This is a genomic window from Bradyrhizobium agreste (assembly GCF_016031625.1).
GTDB classification, from domain to species: domain Bacteria; phylum Pseudomonadota; class Alphaproteobacteria; order Rhizobiales; family Xanthobacteraceae; genus Bradyrhizobium; species Bradyrhizobium agreste.
Genome location: NZ_JACCHP010000023.1, coordinates 1 through 16,103, shown reverse-complemented (window position 1 = coordinate 16,103; position 16,103 = coordinate 1). Strand labels below are relative to the sequence as shown.

Annotated in this window: 14 protein-coding genes; 6 read left to right on the top strand and 8 right to left on the bottom strand. The window is 66.0% G+C overall.

What is annotated here, in order from left to right; genetic code table 11:
- Positions 1–321: 321 nt before the first annotated feature.
- Positions 322–1,431 carry a cyanuric acid amidohydrolase gene (gene atzD, locus HZZ13_RS28685; RefSeq protein WP_197962877.1) on the top strand — a complete coding sequence of 370 codons (1,110 nt, stop codon included), beginning with the start codon at positions 322–324 and terminating at the stop codon, positions 1,429–1,431.
- Positions 1,432–1,556: 125 nt separating this feature from the next.
- The gene (locus tag HZZ13_RS28680) at positions 1,557–3,032 is read left to right on the top strand and encodes an amidase (protein WP_197962876.1); all 1,476 of its coding nucleotides are present in this window, start codon (positions 1,557–1,559) and stop codon (positions 3,030–3,032) included.
- A 1-nt stretch (position 3,033) separates the two neighbouring features.
- Here HZZ13_RS28680 and HZZ13_RS28675 read toward each other — a convergent pair whose 3' ends face one another.
- Together HZZ13_RS28675 and HZZ13_RS28670 are read right to left on the bottom strand one after the other, a co-directional pair.
- Entirely contained in the window at positions 3,034–4,260 is a 1,227-nt protein-coding gene (locus tag HZZ13_RS28675) for an LON peptidase substrate-binding domain-containing protein (RefSeq protein ID WP_197962875.1), read from the bottom strand.
- Positions 4,261–4,443: 183 nt separating this feature from the next.
- Positions 4,444–4,764, bottom strand: a complete 321-nt coding sequence (locus HZZ13_RS28670; protein ID WP_025032108.1) for a hypothetical protein — start codon at positions 4,762–4,764, stop codon at positions 4,444–4,446.
- 136 nt (positions 4,765–4,900) lie between these two features.
- On the opposite strand from HZZ13_RS28670, the gene HZZ13_RS28665 reads away from it, so the two are divergent.
- Both HZZ13_RS28665 and HZZ13_RS28660 read left to right on the top strand, forming a co-directional pair.
- Entirely contained in the window at positions 4,901–5,809 is a 909-nt protein-coding gene (locus tag HZZ13_RS28665; protein ID WP_197962874.1) for a PaaI family thioesterase, read from the top strand.
- Between the two features lie 68 nt (positions 5,810–5,877).
- Positions 5,878–6,243 (top strand): hypothetical protein, encoded by a 366-nt coding sequence (locus HZZ13_RS28660; RefSeq protein WP_197962873.1) that lies wholly within the window; start codon positions 5,878–5,880, stop codon positions 6,241–6,243.
- 14 nt (positions 6,244–6,257) lie between these two features.
- On the opposite strand, the gene HZZ13_RS28655 is transcribed toward HZZ13_RS28660, so the two are convergent.
- The 4 genes from HZZ13_RS28655 to HZZ13_RS28640 all read right to left on the bottom strand — a co-directional run bounded on the left by HZZ13_RS28655 (position 6,258) and on the right by HZZ13_RS28640 (position 13,139).
- Complete coding sequence (locus HZZ13_RS28655; RefSeq protein ID WP_197962872.1) at positions 6,258–6,890, bottom strand: 2-dehydro-3-deoxy-6-phosphogalactonate aldolase; 633 nt, start codon at positions 6,888–6,890, stop codon at positions 6,258–6,260.
- A gap of 14 nt (positions 6,891–6,904) precedes the next feature.
- Positions 6,905–7,819: a 2-dehydro-3-deoxygalactonokinase gene (locus tag HZZ13_RS28650; protein ID WP_197962871.1), complete on the bottom strand. Its 915-nt coding sequence runs from the start codon at positions 7,817–7,819 to the stop codon at positions 6,905–6,907.
- Positions 7,820–7,955: 136 nt separating this feature from the next.
- Complete coding sequence (locus tag HZZ13_RS28645; RefSeq protein WP_197962870.1) at positions 7,956–11,261, bottom strand: acetyl-CoA carboxylase family protein; 3,306 nt, start codon at positions 11,259–11,261, stop codon at positions 7,956–7,958.
- A gap of 195 nt (positions 11,262–11,456) precedes the next feature.
- A complete protein-coding gene (locus HZZ13_RS28640; protein ID WP_197962869.1) occupies positions 11,457–13,139 on the bottom strand; it encodes a methyl-accepting chemotaxis protein in 1,683 nt (560 codons plus the stop codon).
- A 293-nt stretch (positions 13,140–13,432) separates the two neighbouring features.
- Between HZZ13_RS28640 and HZZ13_RS28635 the strand changes: the two genes are divergently transcribed.
- A complete protein-coding gene (locus tag HZZ13_RS28635) occupies positions 13,433–13,933 on the top strand; it encodes a hypothetical protein (RefSeq protein ID WP_197962868.1) in 501 nt (166 codons plus the stop codon).
- A 47-nt stretch (positions 13,934–13,980) separates the two neighbouring features.
- Here HZZ13_RS28635 and HZZ13_RS28630 read toward each other — a convergent pair whose 3' ends face one another.
- A complete protein-coding gene (locus HZZ13_RS28630) occupies positions 13,981–14,580 on the bottom strand; it encodes a TetR/AcrR family transcriptional regulator (RefSeq protein WP_197962867.1) in 600 nt (199 codons plus the stop codon).
- 157 nt (positions 14,581–14,737) lie between these two features.
- Here HZZ13_RS28630 and HZZ13_RS28625 point away from each other — a divergent pair, with 157 nt between their 5' ends.
- Positions 14,738–15,115, top strand: coding sequence for a tautomerase family protein (locus tag HZZ13_RS28625; RefSeq protein WP_197962866.1), 378 nt, complete (start codon positions 14,738–14,740; stop codon positions 15,113–15,115).
- A 125-nt stretch (positions 15,116–15,240) separates the two neighbouring features.
- On the opposite strand, the gene HZZ13_RS28620 is transcribed toward HZZ13_RS28625, so the two are convergent.
- Positions 15,241–16,098, bottom strand: a complete 858-nt coding sequence (locus tag HZZ13_RS28620) for an urea carboxylase-associated family protein (RefSeq protein ID WP_197962940.1) — start codon at positions 16,096–16,098, stop codon at positions 15,241–15,243.
- Positions 16,099–16,103: the final 5 nt, after the last annotated feature.

The following is a 16,103-nucleotide window of genomic DNA, read 5'->3' as shown; positions in this document are numbered from 1 at the left end:
TAAAGCGGAATGGCTTTAGATTGAATCGATTATCGCGGCTTGTTCACCTCTCCCGCTTGCGGGAGAGGTCGGCGCGAAGCGCCGGGTGAGGGCTTTCTCCTCTAGGGATTGTCCCATTGCGGAAGCACCCTCTCCCCAACCCTCTCCCGCAAGCGGGAGAGGGAGCGCACCTCCGTCGTTGCGCGATCAAACCTCAATTCATCGCGCTTTAACATTCGCGCCGCTCCGGATGTCGCTTCGCTCACGGACCACTTGCACCTTGACACGCGCCCCCGTTCCACGGCTGGTAGGCTCGCCGGGCCACCGAACCAAGGACCATTCATGCGTACAACATCGGTCGGCGTCTTCAGGATCGCCACCACGGGCCCCGGCGACGTCTCCGGCCTGATGGACTTGATCGGCTCCGGCGCGATCGATCCCAAATCGATCCTCGCCGTTCTCGGCAAGACCGAGGGCAATGGCGGCGTCAACGATTTTACCCGGGAATACGCGGTGGCCGCGCTCTGCACGGCGCTGGCGCCCAAGCTCGGCCTGTCGCCGGAGGCAGTCGAGCAGCGGATCGCCTTCGTGATGTCCGGCGGCACCGAGGGCGTGCTGAGCCCGCACATCACGGTGTTCACGCGCCGCGAGGCCGAGCGGCCGGCAGGCCTGTCCGCCAAGCGCCTCAGCATCGGCATGGCGCACACGCGGGACTTCCTGCCCGAGGAGCTCGGCCGCTCCGCGCAAATCACCGAGACAGCCAAGGCCGTGCAAGCCGCGATGGCCGATGCCGGCATCAACGATCCCGCGGACGTCCATTTCGTGCAGATCAAGTGCCCGCTGCTGACCAGCGATCGCGTTGCGGCGGCAAACGCGCGCGGCAACAAGACGGCGACGACGAACGCTTACAGCTCGATGGCCTATTCGCGCGGTGCGTCCGCGTTGGGCGTTGCGGTGGCGCTCGGCGAGATCGGCTCCGACGTCGGCGATGCGGACGTGCTGCGGCGCTACGATCTCTTCTCCAGGGTGGCCTCGACCTCGTCGGGGATCGAGCTGATGCACAATGTCGTCATCGTGCTCGGCAATTCGGCGTCATCGGCAAGCGAGTGTGTGATCGGGCATGCCGTGATGGAGGATGCGATCGACGCCGCGGCGGTGGTATCGGCGTTGAACAGCGTCGGGCTCGGCGCGGCGCCGCAAACCGCCGCGGGCCGCACGCTGGTCAACATCTTCGCCAAGGCGGAGGCCTCGCCCGACGGCACCGTGCGCGGCTTCCGCCACACCATGCTCGAAGACACCGACATCAGCGCGACACGCCACGCCCGCGCAGCGGTCGGCGGCCTGATCGCAGGCCTCGCCGGGACCGGCGCGGTCTACGTGTCCGGTGGCGCCGAGCATCAGGGCCCGGCCGGCGGCGGCCCGGTTGCGGTGATCGCGCGACTGTCGGATTGAGGGAGTCCCGATCCGGGTGGCCCGACCTCTCTGCCCGGCGCAACCCTGCCCCTCGCGGCGCCTCGGTTGATTCACGCGGGCCGTTGCGAAAAAGGTGACGCCGCACCTTAAGGGGATTTGACTTCATGACTTTGCCGATGAGCTGGAATGAATGGGCGCAGCACGATGGCGTCGCGCTGGCGGCGCGCGTCCGCAAGGGCGAGCTGACGGCGAAGGACCTGGCGCGCCAGGCCGCCGCCGGCGTTGCCAAGGTCAATCCGGCGCTGTCGGGCGTGGTGGAGCTGTTCGAGGACGTGATCGCCGATCCCGCCAAGGACGGCGCCAATCTCGCGGGTCCCTTCGCCGGCCTGCCGTTCCTGATGAAGGACCTCGGGCCGACCATGAAGGGCCGGCTGCAGGAGATGGGCTCGCTCTTGATGCGCGGCAATCGCGCGAGCGCCGATACGTTCCTCACCGGCAAATTCCGCCAGGCGGGGCTCAACCTGATCGGTCGCACCACGACGCCGGAATTCGGCGTGTGCTCGTCGGCCGACAATCCCGCCATCTACGTCACCCGCAATCCCTGGAATACCGACTACACCACCTGCGGCTCGTCGGCAGGCAGCGCCGCGATGGTCGCCGCGGGCGTGGTGCCGATCGCGCATGCCACCGACGGCGGCGGCTCGATCCGCATTCCCGCCGGTGTCAACGGTAATATCGGCCTGAAGGTCTCGCGCGGCGTGTTCTCGCTGGCGCCGCACATGTCCGACCTCACCGGTCTCGTCTCGATCCAGGGCTGCCAGTCGCGCTCGGTGCGCGACACCGCCGCCTTCGTCGATCACGCGCGGGGACCCGCGCCCGGCGAGTTCATGCCGTTCTGGACCACGGCACAGCCTTATTCCGAGATGATCAAGCGCGACCCGGCAAAGCTTCGCATCGCGCTGTCTCACACCTGGGGCAATTACCCCGCGACGCCCGAGATCGCCGCCGAGCTGGAGAAGGCCGGACGCTTCCTCGAGGGCCTCGGCCATCACGTCGATTATGCGCTGCCGGAGATCGACCTGCCCGCCGCCTTCGAGGCGCAGACCACCTGCTACATCTCGAACTTCGCGGTGGTGATCTCCAACATGCTCGCCGCGCGCGGACTGGAGAAGCCGCCGCAGGATCTGATCGAACCGATGAACATCCGGATCTGGGAAGCCGGGCGCCACACCAGCTTCGCCGAGCGGGCGAAGATGCAGGGCGTGTTCAACACGACCGCGCGCCGCTTCGGCAGCTTCTTCGAGCAATGGGACGTGATCCTGACGCCGATCACTGCGCTGCCGACGCCGAAGGTCGGCACCAGGGAATACCTCACCATCTCCGACAACCCCGATGTGCGTAACTGGTTCGACAATCTCTGGCGCATCTTCGCCTTCACGCCGCTGGCCAATCTCTGCGGCATTCCGGCGATCTCGCTGCCGATGGCCGCGCAAGAGCACGGCCTGCCGCTCGGCATCCAGGCGATCGCCAAGCAGGCCAATGACGGCCTGCTCTTGCAGCTCGCCGCCCAGATCGAGCGCGCGCTCGACGGCAAGTGGAACGGCGGCAGGACCGCGAAGGTGCATGTGACGAAGACGTGAGTTAGCCTTTCTCTTTGCCCGCCAGTCGCACAATGGCCTTGTCTACGCGAAAGCGCGACACGCCGTGTTCGGCGAGCATGCGCGCCGCGGGGCTTCGCGTTTCTGGAAAGAGAGCGACGAGAGCATTGACACCGGTCACTGCGGGATTGCCCACCTCCTGAGCGTGGAGCACAGCCCGCTGGTCAACGCGCTCGAACGCCGGCGTAGGCATGGCGCTTCCGCCCTCGGCCATAAGGTGCTTGAGCTCATTGTCGAGATACTGCGTCAGCCTTTGTCTTAGCTTGCCAAGATCGGCGTCGCAGGCTTGCATGACGGTGGCGGCGTCCGCATCATCGGTCAGGGCGAGCAGCAGATGCTCGAGCGTCGCGTATTGATGGCGACGCCGGTCAGCATGATCGAGCGCCCGTCGTTTGGTGGCCACGTAATTCGCCGAAACCGGGCGCTGCGGTAGATCGAGCAACGCTTCGATCCGCTGCAGCCGCTTGATAGGATCGAGCGTCGCCAGAAGCTCGTACTTGTCCCTGATGGGCAACCTCATTCGCGTCGCCACGATATCAGCGATCTGTCCGGGATCACGGGTTTGATCAAAGAACAGCCAGATATCCGGCACCAGAATTCCGTGTGCTGCCGTGTAGTCCTGGAATCGCTGATAGATGCTTCGGATTAGATCCCGCGCATCGCGAACGGCAGTCTCGCCGATGTCAGCCGCCTCAGCCCGATAGGCAGCCCCTTCAGTGGAAAAGCTGCGCAATGCAACACGCCGAAGCCCGCGCGTCAGTACCCTGAACGTACCATCGCTGAGGGGTTCGAGCTCGAGCAGCTGGGCCACGACGCCAATATCGTAGACATCGGCAAATCGGGGGTCATCGATGGTCGCATCGCGTTGGATCGCCAGCACGACCTCGCGTCCGCCCTCAAAGGCCTGGTTCAGCGCCCGGACGGTACTGTCGCGGCCCACAAACATGGGATAGGTCGCATTGGGAAACGGAACGAGATCGCGCAGCGGAATGGCTGGATAGTGCGCCGTTGTGGTCTTCAGCTGTGCGACCGGCGCCGCCGTGTCACGCCGTTCGGCGTGAAGCAGCGCTGAGAGCGTATTCCAGTCGGCAACACCCAGCATCCTCGATACGAGTTCGAGGCTCTCGCTGTGGCTGATGGTAATGGCCTTGGTGGTCAGGGATTCGCGCAGGGTGTGCGCCATAGCCTTGGCATCGCGAAAATCGCGCATCGGTTCGTCCTCTGCATGAGCGATCCAGGTGTGTCAGGTGGTTGCGTTGCTGACCCGGTCGCTCGGGCAAAGGGGGGCCGATCAGGGCTCGATACGTTCACCATTCCACGGAGGGTGCAACCGGCAGGTCGTATCAACCTGCACGAAAGGTGGCGCAAAGAAAGTTTGCTGTCAATTGCGATCTCAGTTCTTCACCGCCGGTATCTCCTCCGCAACCGGCTGCTTCTGACCCTGCTGGTACATCGCGAGCGCCTTGTCGAGCGCTTCGCGCAGCGCCAGCGCTGCGGCGACACTGCAACGCAGATGCGCGGTCTGGACCACGTCGACCCTGACGGCGGCGCCGACCGGCATCAAAAGGTTTGCGGCGAGCTCGATCTGGATCGCGCCATTGTGGTGGCCGAAGCAGGATGCGCCGTCGAAATAGATGATCGGCGCCCGCTCGGCGCTGGAGGTGGAAATGGTGACGGGCCCCTGGGCGGTCGAGGGCGTTTCGGGGTCGGCCATGGTCGCTCCTTGCAGTTCATCGACGAACGGAGCGCCCACCATCGGCGCTTCAGCGCGCCCTGTCGAGACCAAACCGCCCCGTGCGGGGCTCATTCGGGGTTTTGCGCGAGGCCCGGCACTGGTCTAGAAGATCCCCATGAGCACCAGACCGACCACGCTTGCCTTCGAGGAACTCGCCGAGGCGATCAAGGGGCGCCGTTCCGACTACGGCCATATCAGCGGGCTCCAGCTCGACCGCTTTGCGCCCGGCGAGGCCTGGTCGAGCCTGCCCTATCGTCCCGTCTTCGTCGGCGACACCGAGACCGGCGTGCTGCACGGCGGCGTCGTCACAGCGATGCTGGACGAGAGCTGCGGCATGGCGGTGCAGCTTGCGCTCGACGGCACCCGCGCGATCGCGACCCTCGACTTGCGCATCGACTATCAGAAGCCGGCAACGCCCGGCCTCGACATCAAGGCGCATTCGGTCTGCTACCGCACCACGCGCTCGATTGCCTTCGTGCGCTCCACCGCCTATCAGGACTCCGAAGACGATCCGGTCGCGACCGCGACTGCCTGCTTCATGATCGGCGCCAACCGCACCAACATGCTCGCCGATCGCCGAATGGATGCACGCAGCATCCCCACGCTGGAGGCGCCGGAGGATCCGGACGGCTCGTTCGCGCGCAGCCCGTTCGCGCGTTGCCTCGGCATCCGCGTCAACGACGACGGCACGCTGACGATGCCGTTCTCGCCGAAGATCATCGGCAACCCGATCCTGCCTGCGATCCACGGCGGCATGACCGGGGCCTTCCTCGAGACCACCGCGATCGTCGGGGTGGCGCGCGAGCTCGGCGCCGCCGCACCGCCCAAGCCGATCGGCCTCACCGTCAACTATTTGCGCTCCGGACGCGCGCTCGACACGTTGGCCGACGTCTCGATCGTGAAGCAGGGCCGACGCATCGTAGCCTTCGAGGCGCGGGCCTGGCAGGACGATGCTTCGAAGCCGATCGCCACCGCTTTCGGTCATTTCATGCTGCGCCCGACGCCAGGACGTGACGAGGAGTAAGCGCATTTTCACTTGACGGCCGCAGTCCCGGCCCCAACGATAGCGCGCCTTTCGCCAGAGGAATTGGATTGCGGTATCCGCTCGACATCGTCGCCATGTTCGCCGCACTCTGGCTGCTGGCGTCGATGGTGCTCGACGCGTTGACGCCGAAGGAGCTGACCGCGATCCTGATCGCGGTCGCGATCGGCCCCGCGATCGTCTTCACCGCCGTGTTCTATTACCTGCGCTGCCCGCGAACGGATTTTGCAGTGATGTTCGCAGCGCTGTGGCTGATCTCCGATATCGCCATCGCCTTGATCTCGCCGAAGCAGCTGCCGCATTTCCTGATCGCGCTCGGCTTCGTGCCGGCGCTGCTGATCGGCATCGTGCTGCACTGGCACCGCTTGCAGCGCCGTCACGAGCAACTGCCCGCGCCTTTGCCGAAGCGCGGTTAGCACGGTCGCCCGGCTCAGGTCTGCGCGATCGCCCGATCGTATGCCTCGATCGTCGCTTTCGCACGCGCTGCGACATCCGCTGCCGTCATGCCGGGCTTGTAGAGGCTGGAGCCGAGCCCGAAGGCGGTCACGCCGCCCTTGATGTACTCTCCAAAGTTCTGGTCGGAGACGCCGCCGACGGCGGCGATCATCACGCCTGATGGCAACACGGCGCGGATCGCGGCGATGCCGGCGGCGCCGAGCACGCTCGCCGGAAAGAATTTCAGGCTCGACGCGCCGGATCGCGCCGCAAGCAGCGCCTCGGTCGGCGAGAACACCCCAGGCATGGTCACCATGCCGTGCTGATGCGCGCGCGCCAGCACCTCAGTGTCGACATTGGGCGAGACCATCAGCCTGCCGCCGACATCGTTGAGCCGATCGACATCCGCCGTGGTTAGGACCGTGCCGGCGCCGATCAAAACGTCTGGTGGCGCCTGCTTCACCGCCGACGCGATGGAGCGGAATGGATCGGGGGAGTTCAAGGGAATCTCGATCGCAGTCATGCCGGCCTCGATCAACACGCCGACAATGGCTTCGGTCTCCTCGGGCTTGATGCCGCGCAGGATCGCGACCAGCGGCCGCTGCATCGGCGGAAAGGGAACGCTCATCTCTCGCAGTCCTTCTAATTCGTCCAGATCGCGGCAGCCGCCATCGACAGGCCGCGGCGGACGGCTTCATCCGCATCGACCGTCTTGGCGGTCACCGACAGCGCCTCGAATGCGAGCCGATACAGCGCCGCAAGCCGCCCCGAGGCGATCAGTTGAACGCCCGCTTGCGGCACCGCGCCGGAGAGCCCCGCCGCCAGCTCGGCGCCGATCAACGTGCCCGACAGCGTCTCGCGCGCCGCGGCCGGCGAGCCGCCGAACAGAAGCTGGCGCGACCGTGCGGTGAACAGCAGGTTGGCGGCGAAGGCCGGAGCGTCGAACGCGGCCTTGACGGCCGCCTTGAAGCTCGCAACATCTTCGGCGTCATCAGCGCCGGCGACCGCGAGCGAAAGGATCGTCTCGCGCGAGACAGCGCTGAACAGCTCGCCGGTCATGAAGGTGGAAAATCGTTCGACAGTGCCGTCCTTCGCCCGCACCCATTTCGAATGCGTGCCGGGCATGCAGACCAGCGCCTCGCCTGCGGCATCGAGGCCGAGCGCGCCGAGCAATTGCGTCTCCTCGCCACGCATGACGTCCGGCGCCTTGGCATCGCGCTGGGCGATGCCGGGCAGGATACGGATATCGCGCGCCTCGCCCGGTACGCGCACGGCCTGCTTCAGGACGGCCGAGAGCCGTGCCGGCGTGTCGACATAGCCGGCCTCGACCCAGCCGGTCTTGGCCCCGGCCATGCCGCAGACGAGAACCGGCAGATGCGCGGGCGCCTGCACCGCGGCAAGATGCGCTTGCAGCACGGCGGGAAAGCCGACCTTCGCCGCCGCCAGCATGCCCTCGCCGCTGCGGCGCTCGGCCAGCACCTGGCCGGCGCGATCGACCAGCCAGAGCCGGAAGCTGCTGGTGCCCCAGTCCACCGCGACATAAGCGGGTTCGGTCATCGAAACGCGTATCCTTCGTCTCATCGGCAAGACGCCGTCCAGCGACGATGAGACGGCGATGCGCAGATCTGCTCCGGGATACCGGCTATTGCGGCCGCAAACCAGCGTTTTCTCGCGGGCACTGGGGCACGAAACCTCACCACGTGTCGATGCACGGCCGCTTCTTCGCCGTCCTCGGCCCGGGCTTCGGCACCGTGCGCAGGCCCGCCATGATCCAGCGCCGCGTCTCGGCAGGATCGATGACATTGTCGATCTCGAACACGGATGCGATCGAGACCGCTTTGCCGTTGGCATAGAGCTCGGCGACCTTGTTGCGGTAATAGGTCTCGCGCTCCTCGGGATCGGCGATCGCCTCCATCTCCTTGCGGAAGCCAAGGCGGACGTAGCCCTCCAGGCCCATTCCGCCGAACTCGCCGGTCGGCCAGGCCGCGGTAAAGAAGGAGGCATGGAAGCCGCCACCGATCATCGATTGCGCGCCGAGACCGTAGCCCTTGCGCAGCACGATGCCGAACAGCGGCACGGTGAGGCTGGCGCCGGTCACGAACATGCGCGAGACGTGGCGCACGATCGCGGTCTTCTCCGCTTCAGGGCCGACCATGAAGCCGGGCGTGTCGCACAGCGAGACAACAGGCAGATCGAAGGCGTCGCAGAGCTGGAGGAAACGCGCAGCCTTGTCGCCGGCATCGGCATCGATGGCGCCGCCGAGATGGCGCGGATTGTTGGCGATCAGGCCGAATGGTTTGCCTTCTATGCGGATCAGCGCCGTGATCATGCCGATACCGTAGTCGCGGCGCAGCTCCAGCACGGAATCCTTGTCGGCGACGAGGTCGATCACGCTGCGGATGTCGTAGACGCGCAGGCGGTTCTCGGGGATGGCGCGGCGGAGCAGGCGCTGGTCGGCGGCCTCCCAGTCCGTCACCGCGCCCTGGAAATAGGACAGGTATTTCTGCGCGACAGATGTCGCCTCTTCTTCGTCCTCGACCAGGATGTCGATGACGCCGTTCGGCGACTGGAACGAGACAGGGCCGACCTCGGCCGGATGATAGACACCGAGGCCGCCGCCCTCGATCATCGCGGGGCCGCCCATGCCGATCGAAGCGTTCTTGGTAGCAATGATGACGTCGCAGCAGCCGAGCATCGCGGCATTGCCGGCGAAGCAATAGCCGGAGACGATCCCGACGACAGGGACGAGACCCGAGAGCCGTGCGAACTGCACGAAGGACGGGCCGTCGAGGCCGGTCATGCCGAGCCGATCGGTGTCGCCGGGCCGGCCGCCACCGCCTTCGGCATAGAACACCAGCGGCACGCGCCAGTCTTCCGCGAGCGTCAGCATGCGGTCGATCTTCTTGTGGTTCATGTGGCCCTGCGTGCCCGCCAGCACGGTGTAGTCATAGGCGACGACGATGCAGCGCGCGTCTTCAGGCCCGAACCTCTCTGCATTCACCGTGGCGACGCCCATGACGAGGCCATCGGCCGGCGTGTTCTTGATGAGATCGTCGAGCCTGCGCCGGCGGCGCTGCGCCGCGATCGCGAGGCTGCCGTACTCCATGAACGAGCCGTCATCGACCAGCTGGGCGACGTTCTCGCGCGCGGTGCGCTGGTTGGTGTTGCGGCGGCGCTCGACCGCAGCGGGGCGGTTCTCGTCGAGCGTATTGGCCTGACGCGCGATCAGCTCGGCAAGGTCGGGGCGGATATGATCGAGATCGACATCGGCTTCCGCCGTCGTGCTGTCGGCCGCGACGTCGAGCGGCTCGAGATAGAGGATCGGCTCGCCATGCAGCAGCGTGACGCCGTCACCGGCAACGAGTTTTGTCACCCGCCCGCCCTGCTCGGCCATGACGAGATGCTCCATCTTCATGGACTCGATCACGGCGAGTTGCTGGCCGGGGCGGACGATCTCGCCTTCCCTCACCTGGATGGTGACGATGGTCCCTTGCAAGGGCGCCGCGACCATCACCGTGCCTTCGGGCACGACTTGCGCGACGTGCGCCTCCGCGCTGTGGCCACCGCTGCGCTCGGCTGCCGCGAAATAAAGCGGCCTGGCCGCGCCATCCGATGCTTCCACGAGCTTGGCAATGTTGCGGTCGATGAAATCGGTCGCGATGCGGTTGGTCCTGAAATCGGGATGCGCGAGCACCGCCTGAAGAAACGCGATGTTGGTGACCACGCCGTCGATCCGGAACTCGCGCAAGCTGCGCGAGGCTTTCGCGACCACGTCGTGCCAGGCCTCGCTCGGCGAGTGCACGATCACCTTGGCCAGCAGCGAATCGAAAGCGGCGCTGGTCTTGTAGCCGGCATAGCCAAAGCTATCGACGCGAACGCCGGGGCCCGACGGCGGCTCGAACACCGCGAGCACGCCGCCAGTCGGATGCGTCGCGCCGGTCTCATCCAGCGTCTCCATGTTGACGCGAAGCTGCATGGCATAGCCGCGCGGCTTCGGGATCGACGCTTGCGCAAAACCCAGCGAGGCCAGCGTGCTGCCGGCCGCGACTGCGAGCTGGGCGCGGACGAGGTCGACGCCGAGCACCTCTTCGGTCACGGTGTGCTCGACCTGGAGCCGCGGGTTGGCCTCGATGAAAGCGAAGCTGTCCTCGGCAGTGCCGTCGACCAGAAACTCGAACGTGCCGAGATTGTCGTAAGACGCTGCACCCGCCAGCTGCCTTGCCGCCTCGATGATGCGGCCGCGCAGGGCATCGCTCAAGGACGGGCTCGGCGCCACCTCGATCAGCTTCTGGTGCCGGCGCTGGATGGTGCATTCGCGTTCCCAAAGATGGGAGATCGCGCCATGGCGGTCGCCGATGATCTGGACCTCGATGTGGCGTGCCTGCCGAATCAGCCGCTCGGCATAAACGCCGTCGAAGCCAAACGCCGCCTTGGCCTCGGACTGGCAGCGCGCATAGGCTTCCGAAAGATCGGACGCGTTCTCCACCACGCGCATGCCGCGGCCGCCGCCGCCAGCCATCGCCTTGATCACGATCGCAGCATTGCTGCCGAGCGAGGCAAAGAATGCGGTGATCTCCTCCAGCGAGGACGGCCCGCTGGTGCCGGCAATGATCGGCACGCCGCAGCGCTTCGCTAGCTGACGTGCGGCAACCTTGTCGCCGAACAGTTCGAGCGCGGCCGGTTGCGGCCCGACGAAGGTCATTCCAGCGGCGGCGCAGGCCTTCGCGAAGGTCGCGTTCTCGCTGAGAAAGCCATAGCCGGGATGCACGGCATCGCACGCGGCGCTCTTGGCCGCCTTCACCACGGCCTCGACGTCGAGATAGGCCCGCGCGCCGCGGCCGGGGATCTCGATCGCTTCGTCCGCAACACGCACATGCAGCGACAGCGCATCGTCCGCAGGATGGATCGCGACCGTCGCGATGCCGGCATCGGCCGCCGCGCGGGCGATGCGGATCGCGATCTCGCCGCGATTGGCGATCAGGAGCTTCTTGAACGGCATGCGGCAGTCTCCATGCCCACGCAGCGAGGCGCGGGTCGGCAGGTTCGATGAACCTGCTTCGGCACTTTAACCGCGATCGTCAAGAGCGAGAACACCGCTCGCGAAGAGCGCTCCCGCAAGCCGGAATTTCGAGCGGGCCGCACGCGAGGGTGACGCGGCGAATTGTCCGCGCCGCGGCAGACCGCATCCGCGCCGCTACGCCGCCCGCACACCCGCAACGAAGGCGCTGACCTCGTCCTGCAGCGATTGCAGCTTCTGGGTCAGCCGACCGCTCGATTGCAGCACGAGGCCAGCGGCCTGTCCGGTCTCGGCGGTCGCATCGGTGACGCCGGAGATGTTGTGCGAGACCTGGTCGGTGCCGGAGGCCGCCTCCTGCACGCTGTGCGCGATCGCCTTCGTCGCGGCGCCCTGCTCCTCGACCGCGGCGGCGATCGACGAGGAGATCTCGTTGACTTCCATGATGGTGGCGCGGATGCTCTCGATGTTGCCGACGACCTGATTGGTCTCGGCCTGGATCGCGGTGATCTGCGCGCCGATCTCGTCGGTCGCCTTCGCGGTCTGGCTCGCCAGCGACTTCACTTCGCTCGCGACCACCGCAAAACCCTTGCCGGCTTCGCCCGCGCGCGCCGCCTCGATGGTGGCGTTGAGCGCGAGCAGATTGGTCTGCGAGGCGATCTGGTTGATGAGGTCGATGACCTCGCCGATCTTGTGCGCGGCGGCGGCAAGGCCCTGTACGGTGTCGTTGGTGCGCTGGCCGTCGGCGGCGGCCTTGTCGGCCACTGTCGCGGCCTGCGCCACGCGCTGGCTGATCTCGGCGATCGAGGCGGACAACTGGCCGGCGGCGGAGGCCACCGTCTGCACGTTGCCCGAGGCCTGCTGGCAGGCGGTGGCGACGAAGCTCGCACGGTCGCTCGCCTTGTTCGCGGTTTCCGACATGCCCTGCGCGGCCTGCTGCATCGCGCGGGCCTCGTCGAAGACGTCGCGGACGACGGCCTGGACGCTCGCCTCGAACTTGCCGGCGAGATCGGCCATGGTCTTGCGCTTCTCGTCGTCGGCCTTCTGCTTCAGCTCCTGCTGCTCGGCATGCATCCGGCTCACCGCCGCTGCATTGTCCTTGAACACGGCGAGCGCCTTGGCGAGACCGCCGACCTCGTCGCGGCGGTCGGTGTAGGGCACGTCGAAGGCGCTGTCGCCGGCGGCAAGGCGCTCGGTCAGCGCGGTGATCCGGGCCAGCGGCCGGGTGACGCTGCGGCCGATCAGGAACGAAGCGCCGAGCACCACGACCAGCACAGCGAGACAAATATAGGCGAATGTCGTCGCGTTCTGGCGGAAGGCGGCGTCGACGTCGTCGAGATAGATGCCGGTGCCGATGATCCAGCCCCAGGGCGCAAAGCCCTTCACATAGGAGATTTTCCCGACCGGCTGGTCGAAGCCGGGCTTCGGCCAGAGATAGCCGTAGAAGCCCGCACCGTGCTTGTTGACGACGTCAACGAAGCCCATGAACAGTGCATTGCCGGCGGGATCATTCATCCCGGAGAGATCCTTGCCGTCAAGCTCGGGCTTGATCGGATGCATGACCATCTTGGGGGTCATGTCGTTGATCCAGAAATACTCGACCTTGTCGTAGCGCAGGATCTTGATCTCGGCCATCGCGGCGGCCTGCGCCTGCTCGCGCGAGAGTTTTCCTTCGCTCTCGAGCTTCTGGTAATGCGCCAGGATGCCGTAGCCGACATCGACCATCTGCTGCGTCTTGGCCTGACGGTCGGCGACCATCTGCGCGCGCAGGGTCGAGAGCGCGATCGGCACCAGCGCGATCATACCGAGGAGGCTGATGCCGACAATCAGGACCAGCTTGAAACTGATGCGCGAGAAAATCATCGGTGCTCACAAGAATTGGATGGCTGATATGCCAGTTTATCCCGAGTCCCTTAGCAAATCTTTAAGCATTCGGGTTCCGGCATCCCCGCAATTGTGCGGGAGCGGGCGCAGCCCTGCTGCTCCATGGCTGCGAGGGCGAGCGACCGGCTGCTTCCGAGATACGAATTCTTCCAATCTAGAACACCTCGACATCGGCTCTGCGCGCGTTGACTTGGAGAGCCCTCTGGCTGAACGATCGGCACAGATCAACCGCGCCAGCGCTGGCGCGAGCGCAGCCGGAGGCCAGAGGCACGATGCATCGACCGACTGACACCAGGCCCCTCGACCTTCCTGCGCTGAGCGCGGCGGAGCGGCTCTTCGTCTGGGGATTTCGGGCGAAGGCACGCAGCGGAAGCGCCGTTCCGACGGCGGCCGATATCCAGCAGGTGTACGACCATTTCCGCGTCGGCGATGCCGTGCTGTCGCTGGAAGCCATCATCGAGATCTTTGCCTGCACCGCACATACCGCGATCGAGGTGCACTGCCCCACCTGTCCGCGCATGTCCGACAGCGAGCACGGAATCTTGCGCGCGATTGCCGCGGCCCAGCAGGATCGCGTCGATGTCGCGCGCGAGCAATTCGAGCGCTGGCTGCCGGCGGTCGGCGCCGATTGGGCGCTCGCGCCGGTCCAGGGGCTCGCAACGATCTTCCGCATGGCCGGCCTCATCCTGCCCGACCGGCACGCGCAGTCTTTCCAGCATGACCGGATGAGGGCGATGAAGAGCTGGTTTGTGGGCAGCGCGACACTGCATTGACGAGATCGTTCACGATCGCGGTCAACGCGCTCGCGCTGTGCTGACACCTATCCGCCCGTCCTGCCGAGCACGAGATCGATCGTGTGCCCGGCGATCTTGCGCAATTGGGGCTCGTCGCCAAAGGCACGCTCGAGCACGGCGAGACCGCGCGTCACGGTAACGATGTGCAGCGCCGCAGCCGCAGGATTGCCGTCGAACTCGCCCCGCGCCGCGGCGGCCACCAACGTGTCCTGAAGCATTGCGGTGATGCGTGAAATCAGGCGCGCAAAAGCCTGGCGCGCGTTGTCGTCGAGCCCCTCGCCTTCGGCGGCGCCGAGCTCCATCAGCCCGCGCGTCGTCGGACAGCCGCGCGGCGGCGTGCCCGAGCGAAAATTGGTGATGGTCAAATCGAAGAACGAGGTGAGGCGCTTGCGCAAGGATCCCACTGCGAGCGCCTTATGCAGTGCTGCGAGATAATCGCCCGCGTAGCGTTCATAGGCCTCCAGGAATAGTGCCTCCTTGCTGCCGAAGGCGTTGTAGAGACTCCCGCGCTGGACCGCCGCATCGCGCGCGATGTCGGACAGCGAGGTGCCGCGCACGCCCTTGCGCCAGAACTGGTCGAACGCGACGCGCAGGACCTCGTCATGATCGAACTCGCGCGGTCTCAAGCTTGGCTCCGGAAAATATTTGACACGCCGTCAAAAATGCGCTTTCTAGACATCGTGTCAAAAATTGATTGAGATTGATAGTCCGTTTTCCTCAATTGGCCGGGACCGGCGGCGTTCAAATCACCGTGCCGGTCGGGCCGCATGCAAAGGCCGCGCGATGCCTCTCCTCCACATTTCGATGCGCGCCGGCAAGTCGCAAGGCTACCGGCAGGCGATACTCGACGGACTTTACCGCGCCATGCGCGAGGCCCTGAACGTGCCCGAAGGCGACGCGTTCATGGCCATCACCGAGCATGAGCCGGCCAACTTCCGCTGCGGCAATGCCTACGGCGTCGCGCGCAGCGAAGACGCCGTGCTGATCCAGATCACCGTGTTCGCCTCGCGCACGGCCGAGCAGAAGAAGGCACTCTATCGGCGGATCGCCGATCTGCTCGGCGAAAGCCCCGGCATCCGCCCCGAGGACGTGTTCGTGAACGTGCTCGATGCCCCCAAGGAGAACTGGTCCGTCGGTCACGGCATCGCGCAGTTCGCGTGAGGCGGTCGGGCTCGGAATCGGCCGCGCCCTCTTGAGAATTGCCGGCACGCGACCGGCACCTGCAGTGGGCATCACGTGCGGACTGGTATGCGCACGGCGATGGATTGCCGGTCGAGGACTGAGATTCAGCTTCCCGCATGCGCACCGTGGCGACGGTGATAAGCGCTCGGCGTGGGCCAGGTCCAGCCCTTCAGGGTCGTTCGATCCGGCTCGAAGATTTCGATCTTGAGCGGATGGCATGCCGCGGCATCGCTGGAATGGGTTGCGCTGCAGTCCCCACCGGGACAGGCCGACAACGCGCCGAGCAGGTCGATCTCCGCGAAGAGCTCGATGAAGTCGCCGGGCCGGACCGGACTTGCCTTCATGAAATACTGGTGCGTGTCCTTGGTGAAGCCGGTGCACATGAAGACGTTGAGCACGTCGTGAACATGATGCTCCACTGCATGCGGCTCCATCTTCAGTTCCGTCGCCAGCGCACGCGACAGGTTGGAGTGACAGCAAAAATCGTAAACCGTGCCGTTCAACAGGAGATTTGTATAAGGGTCGCAGCGCGTGCCGATCACGTCGTGAATGCCGGCGCCATCCGCGTCGAAGCCGTACCAGCCAAGCGTATCGTGACTGATGGTCGCCATCGGCCGAAGATAGGGCATATTGCTCCAGAGCCGGTCACCGATGCCGACATGCGTGCCATGGAGCGCCCGCGTCTTGCCGCTGAAGAAGCGCTCGGAGAGATCGTCCGCGTTCCAGAGATTGAGGTCGCCGACCTGAGGGCCTTCGATGCTGACGATGCGGAAGAACTGGCCGCGCGCCACGCGAAAGGCGCGGGCATCGCGTGGCGGCACGATGAGCTCGTGCGTCTTGACCGCCGCACGGCGGGCTGCTTCGAGCGTGGCCATATCCGGCCCGGGCATCGTCCCGGCCGGGTAGACGATGGCCGGCTTGGCAGCGCGGCGCGCGGCGGCATCGGCGGGGGCGGGTGGGATATTTG

Excerpts from the sequence above, each read along its gene's own strand:
- atzD (WP_197962877.1), top strand. The coding sequence starts at position 322 with ATGCGTACAACATCGGTCGGCGTCTTCAGGATCGCCACCACGGGCCCC.
- HZZ13_RS28680 (WP_197962876.1), top strand. The coding sequence starts at position 1,557 with ATGACTTTGCCGATGAGCTGGAATGAATGGGCGCAGCACGATGGCGTC.
- HZZ13_RS28675 (WP_197962875.1), bottom strand. The coding sequence starts at position 4,260 with ATGCGCGATTTTCGCGATGCCAAGGCTATGGCGCACACCCTGCGCGAA.
- HZZ13_RS28670 (WP_025032108.1), bottom strand. The coding sequence starts at position 4,764 with ATGGCCGACCCCGAAACGCCCTCGACCGCCCAGGGGCCCGTCACCATT.
- HZZ13_RS28665 (WP_197962874.1), top strand. The coding sequence starts at position 4,901 with ATGAGCACCAGACCGACCACGCTTGCCTTCGAGGAACTCGCCGAGGCG.
- HZZ13_RS28655 (WP_197962872.1), bottom strand. The coding sequence starts at position 6,890 with ATGAGCGTTCCCTTTCCGCCGATGCAGCGGCCGCTGGTCGCGATCCTG.
- HZZ13_RS28650 (WP_197962871.1), bottom strand. The coding sequence starts at position 7,819 with ATGACCGAACCCGCTTATGTCGCGGTGGACTGGGGCACCAGCAGCTTC.
- HZZ13_RS28645 (WP_197962870.1), bottom strand. The coding sequence starts at position 11,261 with ATGCCGTTCAAGAAGCTCCTGATCGCCAATCGCGGCGAGATCGCGATC.
- HZZ13_RS28640 (WP_197962869.1), bottom strand. The coding sequence starts at position 13,139 with ATGATTTTCTCGCGCATCAGTTTCAAGCTGGTCCTGATTGTCGGCATC.
- HZZ13_RS28635 (WP_197962868.1), top strand. The coding sequence starts at position 13,433 with ATGCATCGACCGACTGACACCAGGCCCCTCGACCTTCCTGCGCTGAGC.
- HZZ13_RS28625 (WP_197962866.1), top strand. The coding sequence starts at position 14,738 with ATGCCTCTCCTCCACATTTCGATGCGCGCCGGCAAGTCGCAAGGCTAC.